At 37.2% G+C, this 18,566-nt stretch carries 12 protein-coding genes; 4 read left to right on the top strand and 8 right to left on the bottom strand.

Annotation, left to right across the window (positions count from 1 at the left end):
* Nucleotides 1–70 precede the first annotated feature (70 nt).
* Nucleotides 71–769, top strand: coding sequence for a Uma2 family endonuclease (locus CA730_RS00645; protein WP_096662698.1), 699 nt, complete (start codon nucleotides 71–73; stop codon nucleotides 767–769).
* On the opposite strand, the gene CA730_RS00640 is transcribed toward CA730_RS00645, so the two are convergent.
* Together CA730_RS00640 and bchI are read right to left on the bottom strand one after the other, a co-directional pair.
* Nucleotides 764–1,081, bottom strand: coding sequence for a hypothetical protein (locus tag CA730_RS00640; protein ID WP_096662695.1), 318 nt, complete (start codon nucleotides 1,079–1,081; stop codon nucleotides 764–766). The two genes, CA730_RS00645 and CA730_RS00640, sit on opposite strands and share 6 nt — an antisense overlap.
* A gap of 183 nt (nucleotides 1,082–1,264) precedes the next feature.
* Nucleotides 1,265–2,383, bottom strand: a complete 1,119-nt coding sequence (gene bchI / locus CA730_RS00635) for a magnesium chelatase ATPase subunit I (RefSeq protein ID WP_096662692.1) — start codon at nucleotides 2,381–2,383, stop codon at nucleotides 1,265–1,267.
* Between the two features lie 597 nt (nucleotides 2,384–2,980).
* Here bchI and CA730_RS00630 point away from each other — a divergent pair.
* Nucleotides 2,981–3,445, top strand: a complete 465-nt coding sequence (locus CA730_RS00630; protein WP_096662689.1) for a hypothetical protein — start codon at nucleotides 2,981–2,983, stop codon at nucleotides 3,443–3,445.
* A 47-nt stretch (nucleotides 3,446–3,492) separates the two neighbouring features.
* Complete coding sequence (locus CA730_RS00625; protein ID WP_096662686.1) at nucleotides 3,493–5,367, top strand: ABC transporter ATP-binding protein; 1,875 nt, start codon at nucleotides 3,493–3,495, stop codon at nucleotides 5,365–5,367.
* A gap of 457 nt (nucleotides 5,368–5,824) precedes the next feature.
* On the opposite strand, the gene rnhA is transcribed toward CA730_RS00625, so the two are convergent.
* The 6 genes from rnhA to CA730_RS00590 all read right to left on the bottom strand — a co-directional run bounded on the left by rnhA (nucleotide 5,825) and on the right by CA730_RS00590 (nucleotide 14,159).
* Nucleotides 5,825–6,733: a ribonuclease HI gene (gene rnhA, locus CA730_RS00615; RefSeq protein WP_096662683.1), complete on the bottom strand. Its 909-nt coding sequence runs from the start codon at nucleotides 6,731–6,733 to the stop codon at nucleotides 5,825–5,827.
* A gap of 87 nt (nucleotides 6,734–6,820) precedes the next feature.
* Nucleotides 6,821–7,255, bottom strand: a complete 435-nt coding sequence (locus CA730_RS00610; protein ID WP_096662680.1) for a GNAT family N-acetyltransferase — start codon at nucleotides 7,253–7,255, stop codon at nucleotides 6,821–6,823.
* A gap of 543 nt (nucleotides 7,256–7,798) precedes the next feature.
* Entirely contained in the window at nucleotides 7,799–12,490 is a 4,692-nt protein-coding gene (locus CA730_RS00605) for an FkbM family methyltransferase (protein ID WP_096662677.1), read from the bottom strand.
* 156 nt (nucleotides 12,491–12,646) lie between these two features.
* Nucleotides 12,647–12,796 (bottom strand): hypothetical protein, encoded by a 150-nt coding sequence (locus CA730_RS25055; protein WP_168644775.1) that lies wholly within the window; start codon nucleotides 12,794–12,796, stop codon nucleotides 12,647–12,649.
* A 405-nt stretch (nucleotides 12,797–13,201) separates the two neighbouring features.
* The gene (locus CA730_RS00595) at nucleotides 13,202–13,633 is read right to left on the bottom strand and encodes a TEK-like protein (protein ID WP_096662675.1); all 432 of its coding nucleotides are present in this window, start codon (nucleotides 13,631–13,633) and stop codon (nucleotides 13,202–13,204) included.
* 97 nt (nucleotides 13,634–13,730) lie between these two features.
* Nucleotides 13,731–14,159: a TEK-like protein gene (locus CA730_RS00590; RefSeq protein ID WP_231939940.1), complete on the bottom strand. Its 429-nt coding sequence runs from the start codon at nucleotides 14,157–14,159 to the stop codon at nucleotides 13,731–13,733.
* Between the two features lie 1,041 nt (nucleotides 14,160–15,200).
* Between CA730_RS00590 and CA730_RS00585 the strand changes: the two genes are divergently transcribed.
* Entirely contained in the window at nucleotides 15,201–18,455 is a 3,255-nt protein-coding gene (locus CA730_RS00585; protein WP_096662673.1) for a hypothetical protein, read from the top strand.
* Nucleotides 18,456–18,566 lie beyond the last annotated feature (111 nt).

The following is an 18,566-nucleotide window of genomic DNA, read 5'->3' as shown; positions in this document are numbered from 1 at the left end:
ATAAATGATAGATTTTTCTTAGAAGTCGGGGGTTTGGATTACAATAAAAATAGAATTGGTAATATCAATCATGCTAAAATACAGCCAATTAAATTATTTACCCTCATCTAAGGAATTACCCGACTCTGACGACACACCAGTGGATAACGAACTACAAGATTTAATTCCCGGTTTATTAAAAGCCATGTTAGCCTTAATTTGGTCGCAAAGATGGGATTGGTTTTTTGGTGTAGATATGGGAATATATTATGATCCAGATCAACCAGCAATTGTCCCAGATGGATTTTTAAGTATTGGTATTCCCAGATTAATTGATGAAGATTTACGCCGCAGTTATGTATTATGGGAAGAGAAAAAATTACCGATTTTAGTGTTAGAAATAGTTTCTCATACCTATAGGGGAGAATATAGCACTAAGAAAGATTTTTATGCTCAAAAATTGGGAATATTATATTATGTGGTTTATAATTCCCAACGGAAAAGAAAACAACGTTTAGAGGTTTACAAATTAGTGAATGGAAAATATCAATTACTAGCAGGAAATCCTATTTTTTTACCAGAGATAGGGTTAGGAATAGGAATGGAAAAAGCCACATATCAAGGAATAACTAGAGAATGGTTATACTGGTTTGATGAACAGGGAAAAAGATTTCTAACACCGGAAGAACGGATTTTACAAAGTGAAGAACAACGGTTAGAATCTGAGGAAAAAGCCAAAAAATTAGCAGAGATGTTAGAAAAATTAGGTGTTGATCCTGAAAATTTATAGCATGAAAATTAAATCTGCAAAACCGTAAATACTAATTCCTAATAGGAGTAATGCGGTCAATTGGGTAAAGCGTTGTTGAGTAAAAATTGTGTGGTTGTGTCCGCTGGGAGATATTGCTTCTCGGACGAGGATAGAAGTTGATGCACCAATGACAAAACTTAAACCTAGTATGATGTAGGGTTTATCTGGGACAATGGTGGAGACTGCCAGCAGTGCGATCGCTAATGTCAACATTAATAATTCCACAAATCGGTGTGGATGATCTTGAATAAATAAAATCAAGCTATTTAACCAAAAATTCCAGGTTCTCATAATTTGTCAGTTGTTAATTAACTGGGCGTTGCTGAATCGAGGTATGAAATTCCCAAATTGAATCTTTAAAACTCAAACCTCAGTGCGTCTTTGCGCCTTTGCGTGAGACTAAAATTCATACCCTTAATCAGCAACGTCATCAACTGTTGTAGAGACCTTCCATGGAACGTCTCTACATTAAAACTAACGAGCGCCAGTTTTTACCCCTGCACCAGTTTTCTGAGTTGAGTCTTCTGGAAGTTCCACACCAAAAACTCGACAAAAGACCTTTTCTACCTTATATCCTGTATCAATGGATTCTAAAGGATCTTTCCGCAGACGGTGACGCAGACATAATGTAATTACCCGCCGGATATCGTCAACTGTTACTTCTGTCCGGCCTTCAAAAGCGGTTAAGGCCTTAGCCGCACGGTTTGTCACAATGTCACCCCGCAACCCGTCCACATCCAATTCTGAACAAACTTCGGAAATTTTTACCCGGAAGTCATAATCTAAATTAACTTGTGGTAATAAGTTTTGGGCATTGACAATTTGCTCTTGTAATGCTATTTGGGGAGCTTGGTGTTTTTCTAAATACACAGGCGGATTCTGGTCAAATTCACCCCGTTCTTCCACAATTTGCACCCGCAAAGCTGGTTCTTTCACAGTGCGGATTTCCGCGTGCATTCCAAAACGGTCAAGGAGTTGGGGACGCAGTTCCCCTTCTTCAGGGTTTCCCGAACCGACGAGAACAAACTTGGCTGGGTGACGGATAGAAATCCCTTCCCGTTCGACGGTATTCCAGCCACTAGCAGCGGAATCGAGGAGTACGTCTACCAAGTGGTCATCTAACAAGTTGACCTCATCAACGTAGAGAATACCCCGGTTAGCTTTGGCTAGGAGTCCGGGTTCAAAAGCTTTGACACCCTCAGATAAGGCTTTTTCAATGTCAATTGTTCCACAAACTCGGTCTTCTGTAGCACCCAATGGTAAATCTACCATTTGCACCTTTTTGTGAGTGATGGGAATTTCTAACCCTTGTGCTACCTGTTGACGGACTTCATCACTCATCAAGTCCGTGTCGTTGGGGTCACTGTTGAAAGGGTCATTGGCGACAACAGGGATTTCTGGTAAAAGGTCCGCCAAGGCGCGGATAGTTGTAGATTTTCCGGTGCCGCGATCGCCCATAATCATTACACCACCAATTTTGGGGTCAATGACATTTAACAGCAGTGCCAGTTTCATTTCTTCTTGACCAACGATGGCTGTAAATGGAAAGACCGCACGACGCGCACTTGCACTAGCTTGAGCAGTTGAAGTCACTAAATTACCTTAACAATATTTTTTATTACAATTCTTTATTTTGACACATTTTGGGGAGGTGAGTCAGTTGTTCGTTAAAAGCTAAGTATTATACAGCAGAAGTCAGGAGTAAAAATGGCTTGTTGTCCGGCTTTGAATTTAGATCCTGTACCTCAGTAATCTCTAATCTGCTATAAGTTTTTTAAATCTGACTTTTACAAAAAAGGTACCAGACTATATTTATTGAGAATAACCCGAGTTCATTCTCAATAATTTTGAGAATGTTAGCAATAAGGTAACGATTTTACTAGGTCTTGACCTCTTGACTTTTTATGCTATTATGTCAAGTGTATAATCCACAGGATTTTTCTGTCTAAATTTTTAGAATCAATGAAAATGGTCAGAATCAGGATAAGCAGGATTTAAGGATTTACAGGATATGAAGAATACACAAAATCTCAAGATAATAAAATCCTGTTAATCCTTTAATCCGCTAAATCCGAGTTCAGACATTCAGGATATGAAAAAAATTATCAAAAAAACAACAGGCATCTTGAGCCAAGGTACAGGGTATATTAAATTAATAGTTGACAGAATAATTCAAGGAGAATTTACACCATGAGCAAATTATTAGATGAAACCCTATCTAATGAAATTGCCAAAACCATCAAAAGTAAAGCCAAAAAACCTTTTGATAATGCTTATAAAGCAGTTTTAATCACCGAAGGGGCAAAGTATATTCAAGGCTTTTTAGTATTTGCAGGTCAGCCCTATAAACCAGTAGAACATAGTTGGATTGAAGTTAATGATGTAATTATAGATCCGACCCTTCCCCATTTACAAAAAAATCCCCAAGAACTGTATTATTTTCCCGCCCAAAGTTTGAGCATCAAAAAGCTCAAAGCCATTATTGAAGAATCCAAAGAAGATTATCCAGAGGATGATCCTTTACCTATTTATGGTGAAGCCCCCTATGATTATTATGGTGATGTCATGCTAGGTGGTCCAGAATATTTGACAGCTTATCAAGCAGCACAGGCAAAATGTCAAGAAATCAATGGCTTAAATTCTGAAAAAAATTAGTATCCCAGGGCAGAATTTCACATTATCTTCCTCCTAAAGTGTTATTTATGGGCATCTCTCCATCTCCAACTAAATCGAATCCCGAATACCGTCTTCGAGAAAATGACTGGCGGTTATTTTTACGCTTAGTTCCCTATGGTCGTCGTCATGGAAAACTATTAGCAGTATCCATGTTAATGCTTGTTCCTATTGCTGTTGCTAGTGCTATCAAACCCCTATTAGTAGGACAGGCAATTTCTTTAATTCGCAAAGAACCAAGTACATATCAATTTCTCCAAAATATCCCTCTGTGGCAAGGTTTAAATATTCTCATTGGTATGTTGCTAATAGCAACTACTATCCGCTTAGTATTAACAGGTGTACAAGGTTATTTAGTGCAAAAACTAGGGCAAAAAATCACAGCAGATATTCGTGAGGATTTATTTACTCATGTAACCTCTTTAGCAGTTCGCTTTTTTGATCGCACACCTGTAGGTAAATTGATTACGAGACTAACCAGTGATGTCGAAAGTTTAGGAGATGTTTTTTCCACTGGGGCTGTAGGCATTGTCTCTGATTTACTATCTATGGTAGTAATTGTGGGATTGATGTTTTCAATTCAATGGCAACTTGCTTCTTTGTTAATATTCATCCTCTTGCCAGTAACTTGGTTAATAATTTATTTTCAACAGCAGTATCGGAATGCTAATTATAAAACCAGAGAAGAACTTTCTGTACTCAATTCTCAACTTCAAGAAAATATTGTCGGTATTAATATAGTTCAATTATTTCGCCGCGAAAAATTTAACGTCGAGTTATTTCGAGTTACTAACCAACGTTATATTAAGGAAGTAGATATTAGCATTTGGTATGATTCCGCAGTTTCTGCAACCTTAGAATGGGTTGGTTTAATTGCTATTGCTGGGGTACTATGTTTAGGTAGTTGGTTATTATTAAATCAACAAATCTCTTTTGGGATTCTATCAGCATTTATTTTATATGCTCAACAATTTTTTGAACCATTGCGGAATTTTGCGGAAAAGTTTACCGTCATTCAATCTGGGTTTACAGCTATTGAAAGAGTAGTTGATATTTTAGATGAACCCATCGAAATTAAAGATTATTCTCAACCAGCTAGTTTAGGTTTGGCATCTACCTATATTCAGGATATCGTTCCGAAATTAGAATCACAAGATTTTACACCCGTTCCGGCTTTGGGAGAAATTAAGTTTGAAAATGTTTCTTTTTCCTATAAAGATGATGATTACGTTATTAAGAATTTAGACTTTACTATTCACCCTGGAGAAAAGGTGGCTTTAGTTGGTCCAACAGGTGCGGGGAAAAGCTCAATTATTCGTCTGTTATGTCGTCTTTATGAACCAACTCAAGGACGGATTCTGATTGATGGTGTGGATATCCGCGAGATTCCCCAGGTAGAACTACGCCGTTATATGACAGTGATTTTGCAAGAGGCTTTTTTGTTTGCTGGTGATGTGAAAAGTAATATTACTTTGGGTGATAATTACAGTTTTGCGGAAATTCAACAAGCAGCAATAAAAACCAACGTAGCGACATTTATTAACCAATTGCCTCAAGGTTATGATACTCAATTACGAGAACGAGCAACTAATCTTTCCAGTGGACAAAAACAACTTTTAGCCTTTGCGAGGGCGGCTATTCGTAATCCGCAAATTTTGGTTTTAGATGAAGCCACAGCGAGTTTAGATGTGGGAACAGAGGCTTTAGTTCAAGAAGCTTTAAATCAGTTGTTAATCCAACGAACTTCAATTATTATTGCTCACCGTCTCTCGACAATTCGCAATGTGGACAGAATTTTTGTGTTGAAACGGGGAGAATTAATTGAACAGGGAAGTCATGAAGAATTGTTACAACAACAAGGATTTTATGCCACTTTGCACAATCTACAAATGTTAGGAGCTTAATCACAGGTGTGCAGCATTCATTATGATCTAAGTCACTAATTTATGGTTGCTGTTATCACCAATGTCATTGATTAATTTCACAATCAAATACCTGTGTTAATCACTTAATTAAATTTCAATTTAGGAGATATTAAATTTGTCGAGTTAAATTTTCAGTAAATGATAGAAATCTAGCTTCTTCCTGGTGCTGTTGGCGAAATTCTTGCCGTTACTGTTGATACTGGTTATATTTCTTTATCAGATCGTTATGGCTTAATGGCGGCTATTTTAGATGAATCTTTAGAGGAAGAAGAAACACAAGCTATCAATAGATTGTTACATTATAAAATGGTAGGCCAATATAGCAGGGAAAAGTCCCTGCATTTCTACTTTCTCTAGGTTTAGGAAAATGGCAACTCAATGATATAAAAATCTTTATATCTCAGTTACAAAACTTAATTACAAATCACGAGTTATTTTAATCTATTTCTGTTTCTACTTTGTCACCACGTTCAAGTTCCCAGAGAATTTGATTACCTTCACGTCTTACTCGTGAAACTATCCAATTTCGCCAACGCCATTCATCACCTCGGCTGGTAACGGCGCTAGAGTGAACACCCATTAAGTCTGCTAATTCTGAACTGGTAATTAGGTAGCCTTTTTCGGCAATTTCATCTGCAATCCGCAAAGTTTCCACCAAGTTGCGAAGTTGTAAAACCCTGATTTCAGTGGGTTGTTCGTTGGTTGTAGTCGCAGTTGGTGTTGTAGATGGTTCCATAGTGCTGGTATCTGGTGCAGACAGACTGCTTTCTAGTGTATTTTTATTAGTTATTGTAGAGTTTATCGGATCATTAGGTACTTTTACTACGCTTATTTCCCCAATTTTAGGTAAAGTTTCGTGAAGAAGATCGGGTAATGACTGTTTGAGGTGGGGGATTTTGTGATTTGCGAAGGAACGCGCAATTACATCACAGCGTTCATTGCCAATATTACCAGAATGTCCCCGGACGTGCTGCCATTGTACCCTTTGGTTATTGAGTTGATCAAGAATTTCTAGGAGGTCTTGGTTTTGGACGGGATTTCCATCTGACTTTTTCCAGCCGTTCTTTTTCCAGCCTTTCACCCATTTTGTCACACAATCAATGACATATTTACTATCTGTGTAGAGGGTAATGGGTTGAGTTTGTCCAGATGATTTAAAAAATTCCAAGGCAGCGATCGCAGCTTGCATTTCCATTTTATTATTAGTGGTGTGCTGGGATGAATCACCCATTTCGTGAACTGAACCATCACTAAAATAGACAACTGTACCCCAACCACCAGGTCCAGGATTGCCTGTGCAAGCACCATCTGTGTATATACTTTGAATTAGACGTTGAGTAGACATAGTGCAAGTATCAAACTGTAAATATCATCAAGAAAGTCATTACTGACAAATTTTAGTCAATAGTCTTCAGACTATCATAGTTAATAATCATGGTTCTATTCTTCCCATAACTGAATCATGTCGGTGCATTATTTTCAGTCCATTTACATCATATATAAAACCCCACCGTTCATAAAAAGGAATCATTTCTGGTAAACAGAAAAGAGCAAGATTTTCTACTGCTTTTAATTGGGGATGATTAACGACTGCATCTAATAATTTAGCACCAAATCCCATGTTTCTATAACTAGGTTTAACAATCACATCATAAAGAACTCCGCGATAAACAGAATCAGTCAAAACACGACAGAAAGCAATTAGTTCTTTTTCCTCATTTATTAAAGCGATAATAACATCAGATGCAGCCAACATTTTGCTAACACCTTGATATGTTCGGTTTTTACTCCAAAATTCATGTTTGTATAATTCCACAAGTTCAAAAATTTGAGTTTCATTTAATTGGTTAACAACCTGGTAATTCATTTTTTTTAAGTTTATTTTGCATGGTTTTGATCTAATGTGGATTTTATCTCTTGTAGGGTGCGTCAGACCCAATTATTTGGTAAAAAACAGATTTCCTCTATCTGACGCACCTTACTAAATATGTAATGTGGATTTTATGTTATGAGGTACAAGAACCCCACCCCCAACCCCCTCCCCGCAAGCGATGAGGGGGCTATGATATACTCAATATATAATAATTTTTAACCCCTCTGGTAAACCTCTCCTTTGCACCTCTCCTTAACCCTCTCCTCTTAGGAGAGGGTTAAGGAATAATATTTAATACTGGAGAGGCTTTGAACTTGTTCTTTGTATGATAAAAAAGTCCAGCTTCTAGCCGTTTTGAGTATAATGAGAAGTTAAAATGCCCCTCTCTGTGTCGGAGAGGGGTTGGGGTGAGGTTCAATGACTCCTACGTCGTCACGCTACGCTATCGAATTCACGTTAAAAATACGTAGGGTGTGTTAGCGACAGCGTAACGCACCAAATCCTTGATAATGGTGCATTACTAATTTCATCCTATCGTTATCCGTCAATTCGTTTGTTGGCAAGAAGTAATCGGCCTTCTGACTGATGACTATGGAAGGGTTTATGAATAATCTGATTGAGTAAAGATACTGATTGTTTAGCTGAGAAGTAAGACGAGAAAACGCGTCTATTCTCGCAGGTTTCAACAACACTTACTAAGAACCAGTCTTGCAGATTATTGTTAAATATCTGATGATCATATTGCTGACTCACAGGCAGAAAAGGCTCATCTACCCTAATTAATCTGCCAGAATTGATATTGGTAATTAATTTTTCCAGTATTTCCACACTAACTTGTCTTTTCCCTAACTCTGCCGCTACTCTAGCCAAACTACAATATCTAGTTAACGAAGGTTGAGCCTTAACAGCTTGCTGAATACATTCAAAGGAATGTTCTAAGGAGGCAAACTTTTCTCCTGGGGAAAGGCTGACTGTTTTTGAGAGAAAGAAGTAATTTAGCCCTTCTAAATAAACTTGATTATCAGCATTGGCAACCGTTGCGTATTCTTGCCACTGATTTAGGAAAGGAGTTGCATAACTATAAGCTGCTATTGCTTCTAACCAGTGGGATGGTTGTGGAAGTAGAGGCTTTTCTTTAACTTGTGTTACTAGTAAACCACGTTCAGCTAATTGTTGCGATCGCTCTGGCTTACAAGCAAACAAGTTTAATTGGTAGTCATCTACTGGCTGATTTACATCAAAAGGAAATAAACAACCGATACTAGAAACTAAGTAGTAAGTCTCATAGCCGAGATTTTGAAATAGCTTAATTAGTCGCATATTAATATGTTTGCCATGCTTGAGTTCAAACATAATTAATGGCGATTGCTCAAAAAAGAATCTTTTCCCACCTGCGAGAATCTTGGCTTCTTCTCCTTCTGCATCTAATTTAATAAAGTCAATCTTCTGCCAGTTACGCAGGGCTAATTCTTGATCCAAGTTCAGCAGTTTAATAATTTCTTGTTGTTGGGATAAATTATCAGGCTGTAGAGAATTTAGTTCACTATTTGTTGATAGAAATAAAGTTGCTTCACCCTGACAATCTGATAAGCCGGCATTAACTATCTCTACATTCGTGAAACCATTAGCTTCTACACCTTTTCGCAATAAGGAAACAACTGAACTAGCAGGTTCATAAGCCGTAATTTTACCTTCTCCGTGGAGTAACTTAGCCATAGTTAAGGTATAGACTCCATGATTAGCACCAATATCTAGGATTTCCATCCCTGGTGTAATCAGTTTGCGAATAAACTCCATTTCTGACTCAAACCAATCACCCTGTTCTAGCAAAACATAAGTTGTCAAGCTGTTGATATCATTCTTAACACATACTTTAATTCCACCCTCAATCTCCACTGGGCATTCATGAGGATCAGCATCAGTGAATTTAAAATATTTACGCTCTTCAGAATTGTTAGCATTTTCCTGAAAAATGGGAATAACTTTATTAGCAGGTTGAGAACGATATTCCTGTAAAAAACCTTTGAAAGTTTCTCGTATTTCACTATTATCAGGTGCTAATAACAGCGCACAGCGATAATATTTTTCAGCCTCGGCAATTAATTCCTGTTCTTCTAACAATGTACCTAGAGCTTGATAAGTGGCAGCAGAACCGCGATTAATGGCAAGAGATTGCAAATAAGATGGAATCGCATTTTCTACATCATCTAAGGCTTGATAAGCTAGACCTAAATGATAATATCCCTGGGCATCATCAGGATGATCTTCGATATGTTGCTGATAGTAATTAATAGCATCAGCGGGTTCTAATTCCACCGGAACAGAAGCATAATTAGGGAGATTTTCGCTGTTAGATATTGTGGTTTTTTCAATATAAATTTGCCACATTTGGCGATAAGCTGCTTCTAAAGTGCTGGCGATGTTTTTCACATCCAACAAAGGAGACTGCTGCATTCGTTCGCGCATAGTTGAGCGCAAAGATTGGAGATAATCTGGATTTTGGGCTAATGCGATCGCCTTTTGAACATACTCGACGGCACTATGGGCAATACAATCATCTAAACCAACACTATGGAGAATACTGGCACTCATGCGCTCCATTTTCCGCGTCCCTGCTAGGGTTAATGTCGGTACTCCCATCCACAGGGCTTCACAAGTCGTAGTACATCCCGTATAGGGAATACTATCCAAATGCAAATCAACCTGATTATAAAGATTCAGATGGTCTTCATCAGTAGCGAATCCACCATATAAGAAGATGCGTTTAGGATCAATACCCTGTTCCACAAAGGGGGTTTGGATTCTCTCGGTAATTAAGGGACTGAATACATCAGAACTAGCGCATTTTAACACCAAGCGAGAATTAGGCACTGCTTTGAGGATTTCAATCCACAGTGCAAAAGTTTCTGGTGTAAGTTTGCGTAAATTATTGAAAGATGAAAAAGTGAAAATTCCCGTTTTTTTGCTAGGAAGTTCAGTAATTTCCGGGGCATTTTTCAGAGGTTCATAACCTACATAGCAACGGGGTAAACGCCATATAGTTTCGCTGGTTTTTTCCTCTGTATCATGGGGGTGAAGAACCTGATCAGTAATCCAATAGTCAATGGTGGGTAAACCTGTAGTAGCAAAATAGCCCAAATATGTAGTTTGAATCGGCGCTGGTTTCATCCCCAAGACCATCATCCGGTTGTTTGCCGTATGCCCTGCCAAATCAACGATAATATCTATGCGGTCTGTTTGAATTAACTCAGCTACTTGTAAATCTGAAAGACCCACAGTAGAACGCCAAGCATCGCAGATATCTATAATTTCCTCTGTAATTGCATCCGGTTCTTTGACTTCACCATAGCAGAAAATCTCAACCTGGGTGCGATCGTGGTGTTGAAAAACGGGTTTAATAAATGAACTTACCGAATGTCTGCGAAAATCAGGGGAAATATAGCCAATGCGTAAACGACGGTGTGGAGTTTTATTATTAGAGTGAGTGGTTAGGGTTGGTAGCCATTGACTAACTACTTGCTGTTGATACCACAGTTGAGCAGAATCTAATATTTCTTGAGGTGTAAAACTGACAAGAGAAGATAAATTAAACAGAAAACCAGAATGTAGTTTAGGATTATTAGGATTAATTTTCAGGGCTTCATTTAACAGACTAATACACTCTGACAATTTTCCTTGTTCACCGGCAATAAATCCCAAAATTTCGTAAGTTTCGCTATGGTTAAGATTTAATTGCAATATTTTTTGGAAGCATTCTTGGGCTAAATCTGCTTGTCCATTTTTATAGTAAACATAACCTAAATTTTTCAAGGAATCAATGTGATTTGCATTAATCTTTAAAGCTCGACAATAGGAACTGATTGCTTCTGGATAGCGTTTTTGATTTTGGAAAACACAACCTAAATTATAGTGAGCCAAAACACAATCAGGATCTAGCTCAATCACCGATTTAAAATATATTTTGGCTTGCTCCCATTTCCGTTCACCCACCAAAATTGCTCCAGTGTCGTTTATTTCTTCTGTCAAATGAGGCAATAATTCTAGGTCAGTTTCTCCTAACAAATTTTGAATGAACTCTGCACCTTCTCCTTGTTGCCAAAGTAAAGCTAAATTGAATTTTGCTCCCTGATGCTTTGGATCTAGGTGCAAGACTTGAGAAAATTGTTCTATGGCTTGAGTAAATTGCTTTTGACGTTTAAAAATCAATCCTAAGCGATAGTAAGCCTTGGTATAATTCCCATTGATTGTAATAGCATGAGTATAATGATCAATAGCCTTTTCCCAATCATCCTCTTGTTCATAGACAAGTCCTAGATTATAGTGAGATTTGGCTAACTGAGGTTGCATATTCAGAGCGCGTAAATACGATTTTGCTGCTAGTTGTAAGTCATTTTGTAAAGTTAGGGCTGTTCCTAGTAAATGGCAGACTTCCGCTGCTTCATTTAACCGCCCCATTGCCGCTAAAATGGTGATCAGATATTGATCAATTGATTCATAAAATTGCTCCCGTACTGCGGGTTTTATCTGGCTAAATTGACCAATAATTTTATCAATTTGGATTAGTAATGGTTCTAATTGAATTTCTGCTAAATGTTGTTCTAATCTTTGAGATATACTCAACTCGTCTTCGTCATTAAATTGTAGTAGTAATGGTTTTAGTAAGGTTTCGATAATTAAGCATTGCTCAGAACTGAGAATTTCTTGCCATTGTGGTACAGTTGCCGGTGCTGGTAACTGACACTGCTTTAATAACAAATCAATTTCCGATTCGGTAAATTCAATATTTAAATATGTGGCTAACTTAGAAATTTCTAAATATGGTTCTGAAATTAATTTTTTTCTACGCATTAATAAAGTTTGATGGCTATCAGGAAACCACTGTTCTTGGTATTGTTGCCAAAGGTTGATAAAAGTAGCTTCAAAGGTGAATTTCTGTTCTAAAGAAGCGAGAACAGCAGCCAAAATTTCACGGGGATCTTGATGCAGGTAAATACTCTTAGCTTCACCGTGCTGAATTTTTTCTAATGCTAATTTTGAGGGAATTTGATATTGAATTAGTGTTACTGGTGAGGATGGTTGTAAAAGCTGCAAATAAGCATCTATTTCCGAGGCAGTATTGCAAATAGTTCCTTGAATATTGCTTTTATCTATTTGAGTTAGTAAAGTCTGGCAAAGATTGTAACCCAGACTTCTCAAATCCTTAGCTGTTCCACCACAAAAAATAATCATAAAACCCTTCACATCCTGATAATTTCTAAAAAATAATGCTCAAATAAAGGCAAATAAAAATAGCCATTTAATTTTTGTCAGGCAGAGATTTTATTTATAGCCGCCGACAGATTCTTGTAGAGACGTTCCGCCGGAACGTCTCTACTCAAAACATAATTAATCTAGAGCCGCAGAACCACCACTTTGCCAAGATTTAACAATACCGATAATATCACCAAAGCGATGATCATTAATAGCAGTATCAATGGCGCGAGCGATCGCAGCTTGAATAGTATTATCTGGATAATTGACAGTTCCAACATTCATATTTCCCTTGATAATTGCCACCTGACTGGGATCATTACCTACAGAACCATAGATAAGTTTTATTGTCAGACTACCGTTAGGGCTACAGCGGAAACCGCTGTTATAAGGTACATCTTAGCCCCCTCATCGCTTGCGGGGAGGGGGTTGGGGGTGGGGTTCTTGTACCTCATAACATCGGGAAATGCTGTAATAGAACCTTGGGGAAATACAATTTCCGAGACAAAACTGTTAATTGTCTTTTACGCTTACCGGATGCTCTTGTAAAATAAACTTATCCCCCAGTTGTTGAAGCCAGGGGGATAAACTGTGGAACATAGGGCATTGATTTTTAGCCTATGTCCCATGAAGGTGGTTGACGATTCCTTCTATTTTCTTTAATGAATAGGAATCGCCGACTTTCTCTAACTAGTCCAACCCACCACTTTGAAAAGATTTAACGATACCGTTAATGTCACCATATCTAGTGTTACCAGCAGCAGCATCAATTGCACGAGCAGTGGCAGCTTCAACTGTCTGGGCAGCATAAGTTGTATTACCAGCGCTCATGTTTGCTGTTCCAATCGCAACTTGGCTGGCATCACCAGCTACTGAACTATAGGTAACATTCATTGTGACTACACCAGTGGAGGTTATAGACTCCTGTGGCAGTACAACTTCAGCAGCAAAGCTATTGGTTACACCATTGGATAAAACACTAGTCAGCGCACCGGATACTTTGGAAGATTGAGGATCAGCTTGAGCGGACTCAGCATTGATGAATGAACCTGCAACTGCTCCACCTGCTAAGAGAGAAGCAATGGCAGCAGCTTTTAATACTTTGTTAGATGTTGCTTTCATGATTGTATTCCCTGGTTTGTTTAATTAGGACTTACGGTTCTTCAGTTACTTTTATGGAAAACCTGGTTCTTTGAATTTTGACTTCCGCTCTGCGGTACTAGTCCAACCCACCACTTTGAAAGGATTTAACGATACCGTTAATGTCACCATATCTAGTTGCAGAACGAGCAGCATCAATTGCACGAGCAGTGGCAGCTTCAACTGTCATGGCAGAATAAGTTACATTACCAGCGGTCATGCTTGCTGCTGTAATCGCAACTTGGCTGGCATCACCAGCTACTGAACTATAGGTAACATTCATTGTGACTGCACCAGTGGAGGTTATAGACTCCTGTGGCAGTACAACTTCAGCAGCAAAGCTATTGGTTACACCATTGGATAAAACACTAGTCAGCGCACCGGATACTTTGGAAGATTGAGGATCAGCTTGAGCGGACTCAGCATTGATGAATGAACCTGCAACTGCTCCACCTGCTAAGAGAGAAGCAATGGCAGCAGCTTTTAATACTTTGTTAGATGTTTTCATGATTTTATTCATTCCCTGATTTGTTTATCAAAATACAATTTCCGAGGCAAAACAGTTAATTGGTTGACGATGCTTTCTATTTTTTTTAATGAGTAGGAATCGCATCACTATTAATTTATCAGGAAATTCCGATATTTGTCAAGCAGAAAAAATTGAACTTACAACAATTAATCAAGTAAAAACACTTATAAAATACTTATTTATCTTTTCAGGAAATTTAGTTAAAAAATTAGTATTTTTATAATTCTTACAAGAAAAAACAGAATCTAGAGAGAGTTAAACAATGGACATCTCCAGAAATCAAATATGCGTATCCTAGAACCCTTGTACAGACGTTTCATGGAAGGTCTCCACATTCTTTGGAAATATCTAATGAATTATTTCTCTAGAGTTCTCCAATTAAAAAAATATCCCAAAATTTATTGTGGTGCGGGCATCTTGCCCGCTAATAATACAAGGACAGGCAAGATGCCCATCCCACGAGATTGGATCATCTTTTTTGTGGAGTTCTCCTAGTGGAATGCTACTTTGGCGATTCTAACACTACCTTCCCCAGAATCCCTTTTCTGTAGATATTCCAGGTATTTTGATGGATTATTTTCTGATGTGTCCTCAAAATATAAATCTATGTTTTATAAGGCTTTGAGAATTATCGTAGTCAAGGGGGGATAGCTATCTAAATGACAATATTTTTACGAGAGTAGATTTACGTAAGTAAGCATCTAACTAAGACCACTTATTTTTTGATGAATTTTGATAAAAATAGTGAAAAAATCCAGTATTTTTCCGATGATAAAAATTCTTGTAGCTCAATTAATTGCTATTATCTAGTACAACACGGCGTAAATAAACCAACGATTCTAAATCAATACTTGTCGGTTAAGGAAATGTAAGTTGGGTTTCGCTATCGCGAAACCCAACAAAATCATTGATAAGGTTGGGTTTCGTTCCGATTGCTTGGCGAACGTTTACGTTCCACAACCCAACCTACAATAAATATTGTTTTACATAAAGGGAACGGTAGAGCCATTTTTAATCAATATGAAGAAACAAGATATTTTCTGGAGTGGTGGACTGCTAGTAACTTTGTTGGTGTCGGTACTGTTTTCCCCAAAAGTCCTCGCAACTGAACAAGAAAAAACAAATGATTTTTTTAGCGTCAATACCAATAATCAGGATATTCAACCCGAAAAACACCTAGAATCTACAGAGGTAGGTGTTCAGTCCAAAAATTTAACTTCTTCTGATCCAGAAATAATTAATATTACTCCTTTCTCACCACAGCAAAAGTTAAATGATACAGAAATCAGTCTCAATCAATATTCTGCATATCAGTTACCAGAAAATATCCTCCACACAGCCTCTAGTTGTGAGGAAAATAGGCTGGAGGATTCTGCACCAATACTCGTCACTACGAACAATATCCCCAGTGTAGAGGAAGATTTGAAGCGACACACCTTTGGCTGTGAATATAGTGCTAATAAGACTTATTATAATACTCCAGATCAAGATTTAAATATAAATAATACTAATAGCTTTCATTTATATAAACCTAATTACAATACTACTCTTAGTGTCGAGACATTAATCGCACAGGAAACAAACAATCAGCAGCAAGCGCAATTAACTCCAGTTGAGCCAAATCTGCCTATAGTTCCCAAAGAAGTACCCTCTTTACCGATTCCAGATGATAAACCAGAAACGAAACCAGAGGAAAAACCAGCATTAGCGCCAGAACAAAATAAACAAGTCCTGAGAATTTTAATGCGTAGCTTGTTAGAAAACAGCGCATCAAGATATCCATTTTTCGTAAACACAAGTGATAAACTAATTATTAATCCTCGTAATTTTCAACCCTTAAAATTTACTTTCTATTCAAATTTCGGTGTTGATTTAGATAACTTTGATCCAGGTAATGCGTTTCAAAAAGAGCAATTTAGTGATCCCCTCATTAAATCAGCTAATATTTCTATTTATCCCGATGACGAACAATTCTATTGGGTATTAGATGGTAATCGTGTGGTTATTGAAACCCAGGGAAACCATCTAAATTTTGGTTATCAGGGCAATAGTTATCAACAAAAATTGAGACAATTTGCTCAAGTTTCTACAGCTTTTTCCGGTGTACAAACAGTATTTGCTTTTCCTACTACTCTTACAGATTCAGTAGGAAGCAATAAATTAAATGACTTAAATGTTACTATCGCGACGGCAGAAATCGTCCTACCTCCGGGAGTTCAGCTACCTGATAATGCCAGTTTTAATCTGAATATTACTGGCTCTGATGGTAGTTTGTTCCAAAAACTTATTCCCCTAGCTAACGCACCCAAAGCAACTACAGACCAATTACTAGGAGGAGGTGCTTTATCTGGTAATTTAGATGCTAGGAATGCACCTAAATTTTTCCAAGGCTTTCAAACTGTCAATTTACAACCTTTATTAAATAATGGTGTCAAATTGGAAGCTGGTAGTATTATTCCCCGTGAAAATCTCCTTGCTGCTGGACTGACATTAGGTGATTTTTTTACTAACCAGGGATATTCGTTTAAAGCTCCAATTACGTCTCTACCTGGGATCAAAACTTTACAAGTTAATCAAATAAATAATAATGATCTTTTTGAAGTCCTTAGCAATCCCTTTTTAACGAAAGAACAAAGAGATTTTCATTATCTTAATTCCTTGAGTTGGTCTAACCTTGGACAACAAAGTCCTGAAGTTACCACTTCTTCGATATTAGCTCCTCAAAATCAAGCTTGGTATAGATATACTTTGAGTTGGTCACATAACCGCACATTACTACAATATGACCCAGAAAAAATTAGATTAAATTATTTAAATGTTTTTGCTAATCCTGGCTTATCTGTAACTACAGCCCAATGGCAAGATACTGATTTAAATCAGACTACAAATGCTAGTCTAGGATTAATATTGGGTAGTGCTTTTAGTGTTATTAATCCGGGTAATTTGAATGCAAGTATTAATGAAGCAAAAGAACAGTTTAATACCGTAAAAACTTTAGCGACGTTGAAGACAAAAGCCACATCTCAACAACGCAGACAAATGAATGAAAGGTTAAATAATACACTAAGTTATGGTAATACTAATAGTAGCCTTGCCCAAGTTTCTGGAAGTTATACTTTTTCAGGAAATATTACTTCAGATAGTTCCTTATTATTACAACTAAGAACAGGTATTTATCAAAGAAGTGTCCAATTTATTGAGCAAATAATACAACCTTGGACTGATGAAACTCCTGTTGTCATAGATTCGGTTTCTCTTGATGACTTGGGTCCAATGTTTTCTAATATTCCCAAAACTAATGCTAATGCACCTCAAACGATTACATATACCTTTTTGCAGGCAAAAACTTCAGATGGACAAGTTTTATTTGATAAATCTTTTGTTCTTGATAATAATTTCGATAGTTTGTTTACAGCAGCTTCTATAATTGGAGGAGGAAAAATTTTTGATATAAATTTTAGCAGAATTCAACTGAGTACGTCTCGAAAAAGAGAAATTGAAACATCTTCTTATACCGGAAATCTTTATTTACCAGCAATGGAATTTGTCATATCTGGAAGTATTGATAATTTGAGTTATTCCCTATCTACAGGTATGTGGTTTAATCTTTTTTCTGATTCTGTACCAATGATTAATCAGAAGTTGGCTAAGTTGAATCCTAATGCTACTGGAGAAAGTTCGCTGGGAGGAATGTTAAAGTTTGCGACTAAAGCAGATTTTCGGAATACTTTTTATGATAAAAATCAACAATGGAGTACAATTATAGTTAATTCACCTTTTCTATCACTAACTTATAATAATAATCCTAATCGTTTAAATTTATCAAGTCTTTCTATTGGTAATGTATTTCAGTTTGTGAAACCAGATTTTAATATAACTTTTTATCCAGTATTGAGTTGTTCCCCTAAAATCCTCAATCCTGATGTTCAATCTACTAGTTTAGATAAAATTAGCACTTTTTTATTGCTTAATTTTTCCCATAGAAGTGGTTTTAATTTTAATAGTTCTTTCTCTCTTGGTAATCAAGAACCTTCATATCAAATTGAATCTACCTATGATGTTTTCAAAGATAAAGAATTAGGGACTGTCACAATTGGTCCATACTATTCGACTTATTCTACAGCTACCAAAGGATTTGAAAGTCAGTTAAAAGATCCTAACTATGGGATGATATTTCGTTATGCAAGTGCTAATTCTGGTTTAGTGATGAATTCTCGTTTAGGTAAAAGTGAGGATGGTTTTAGAGGGGACATGAATCTAGAATTTAAATTTTAGCTAAAGCAGCAAGAAGCCCCACGTCTCACTCTTAGAGGTTGTTTTAAAAGTATTAGATGAAACCGATAATCTCCAGAAACCTAACCCCCCTTCCCCCCTTCCCTACGAGGG

Source organism: Dolichospermum compactum NIES-806 (genome assembly GCF_002368115.1).
In the GTDB taxonomy this organism is placed as follows: domain Bacteria; phylum Cyanobacteriota; class Cyanobacteriia; order Cyanobacteriales; family Nostocaceae; genus Dolichospermum; species Dolichospermum compactum.
Note: the sequence above shows the minus strand (reverse complement) of the source record. Positions and strands in the feature narration are given on the sequence as shown.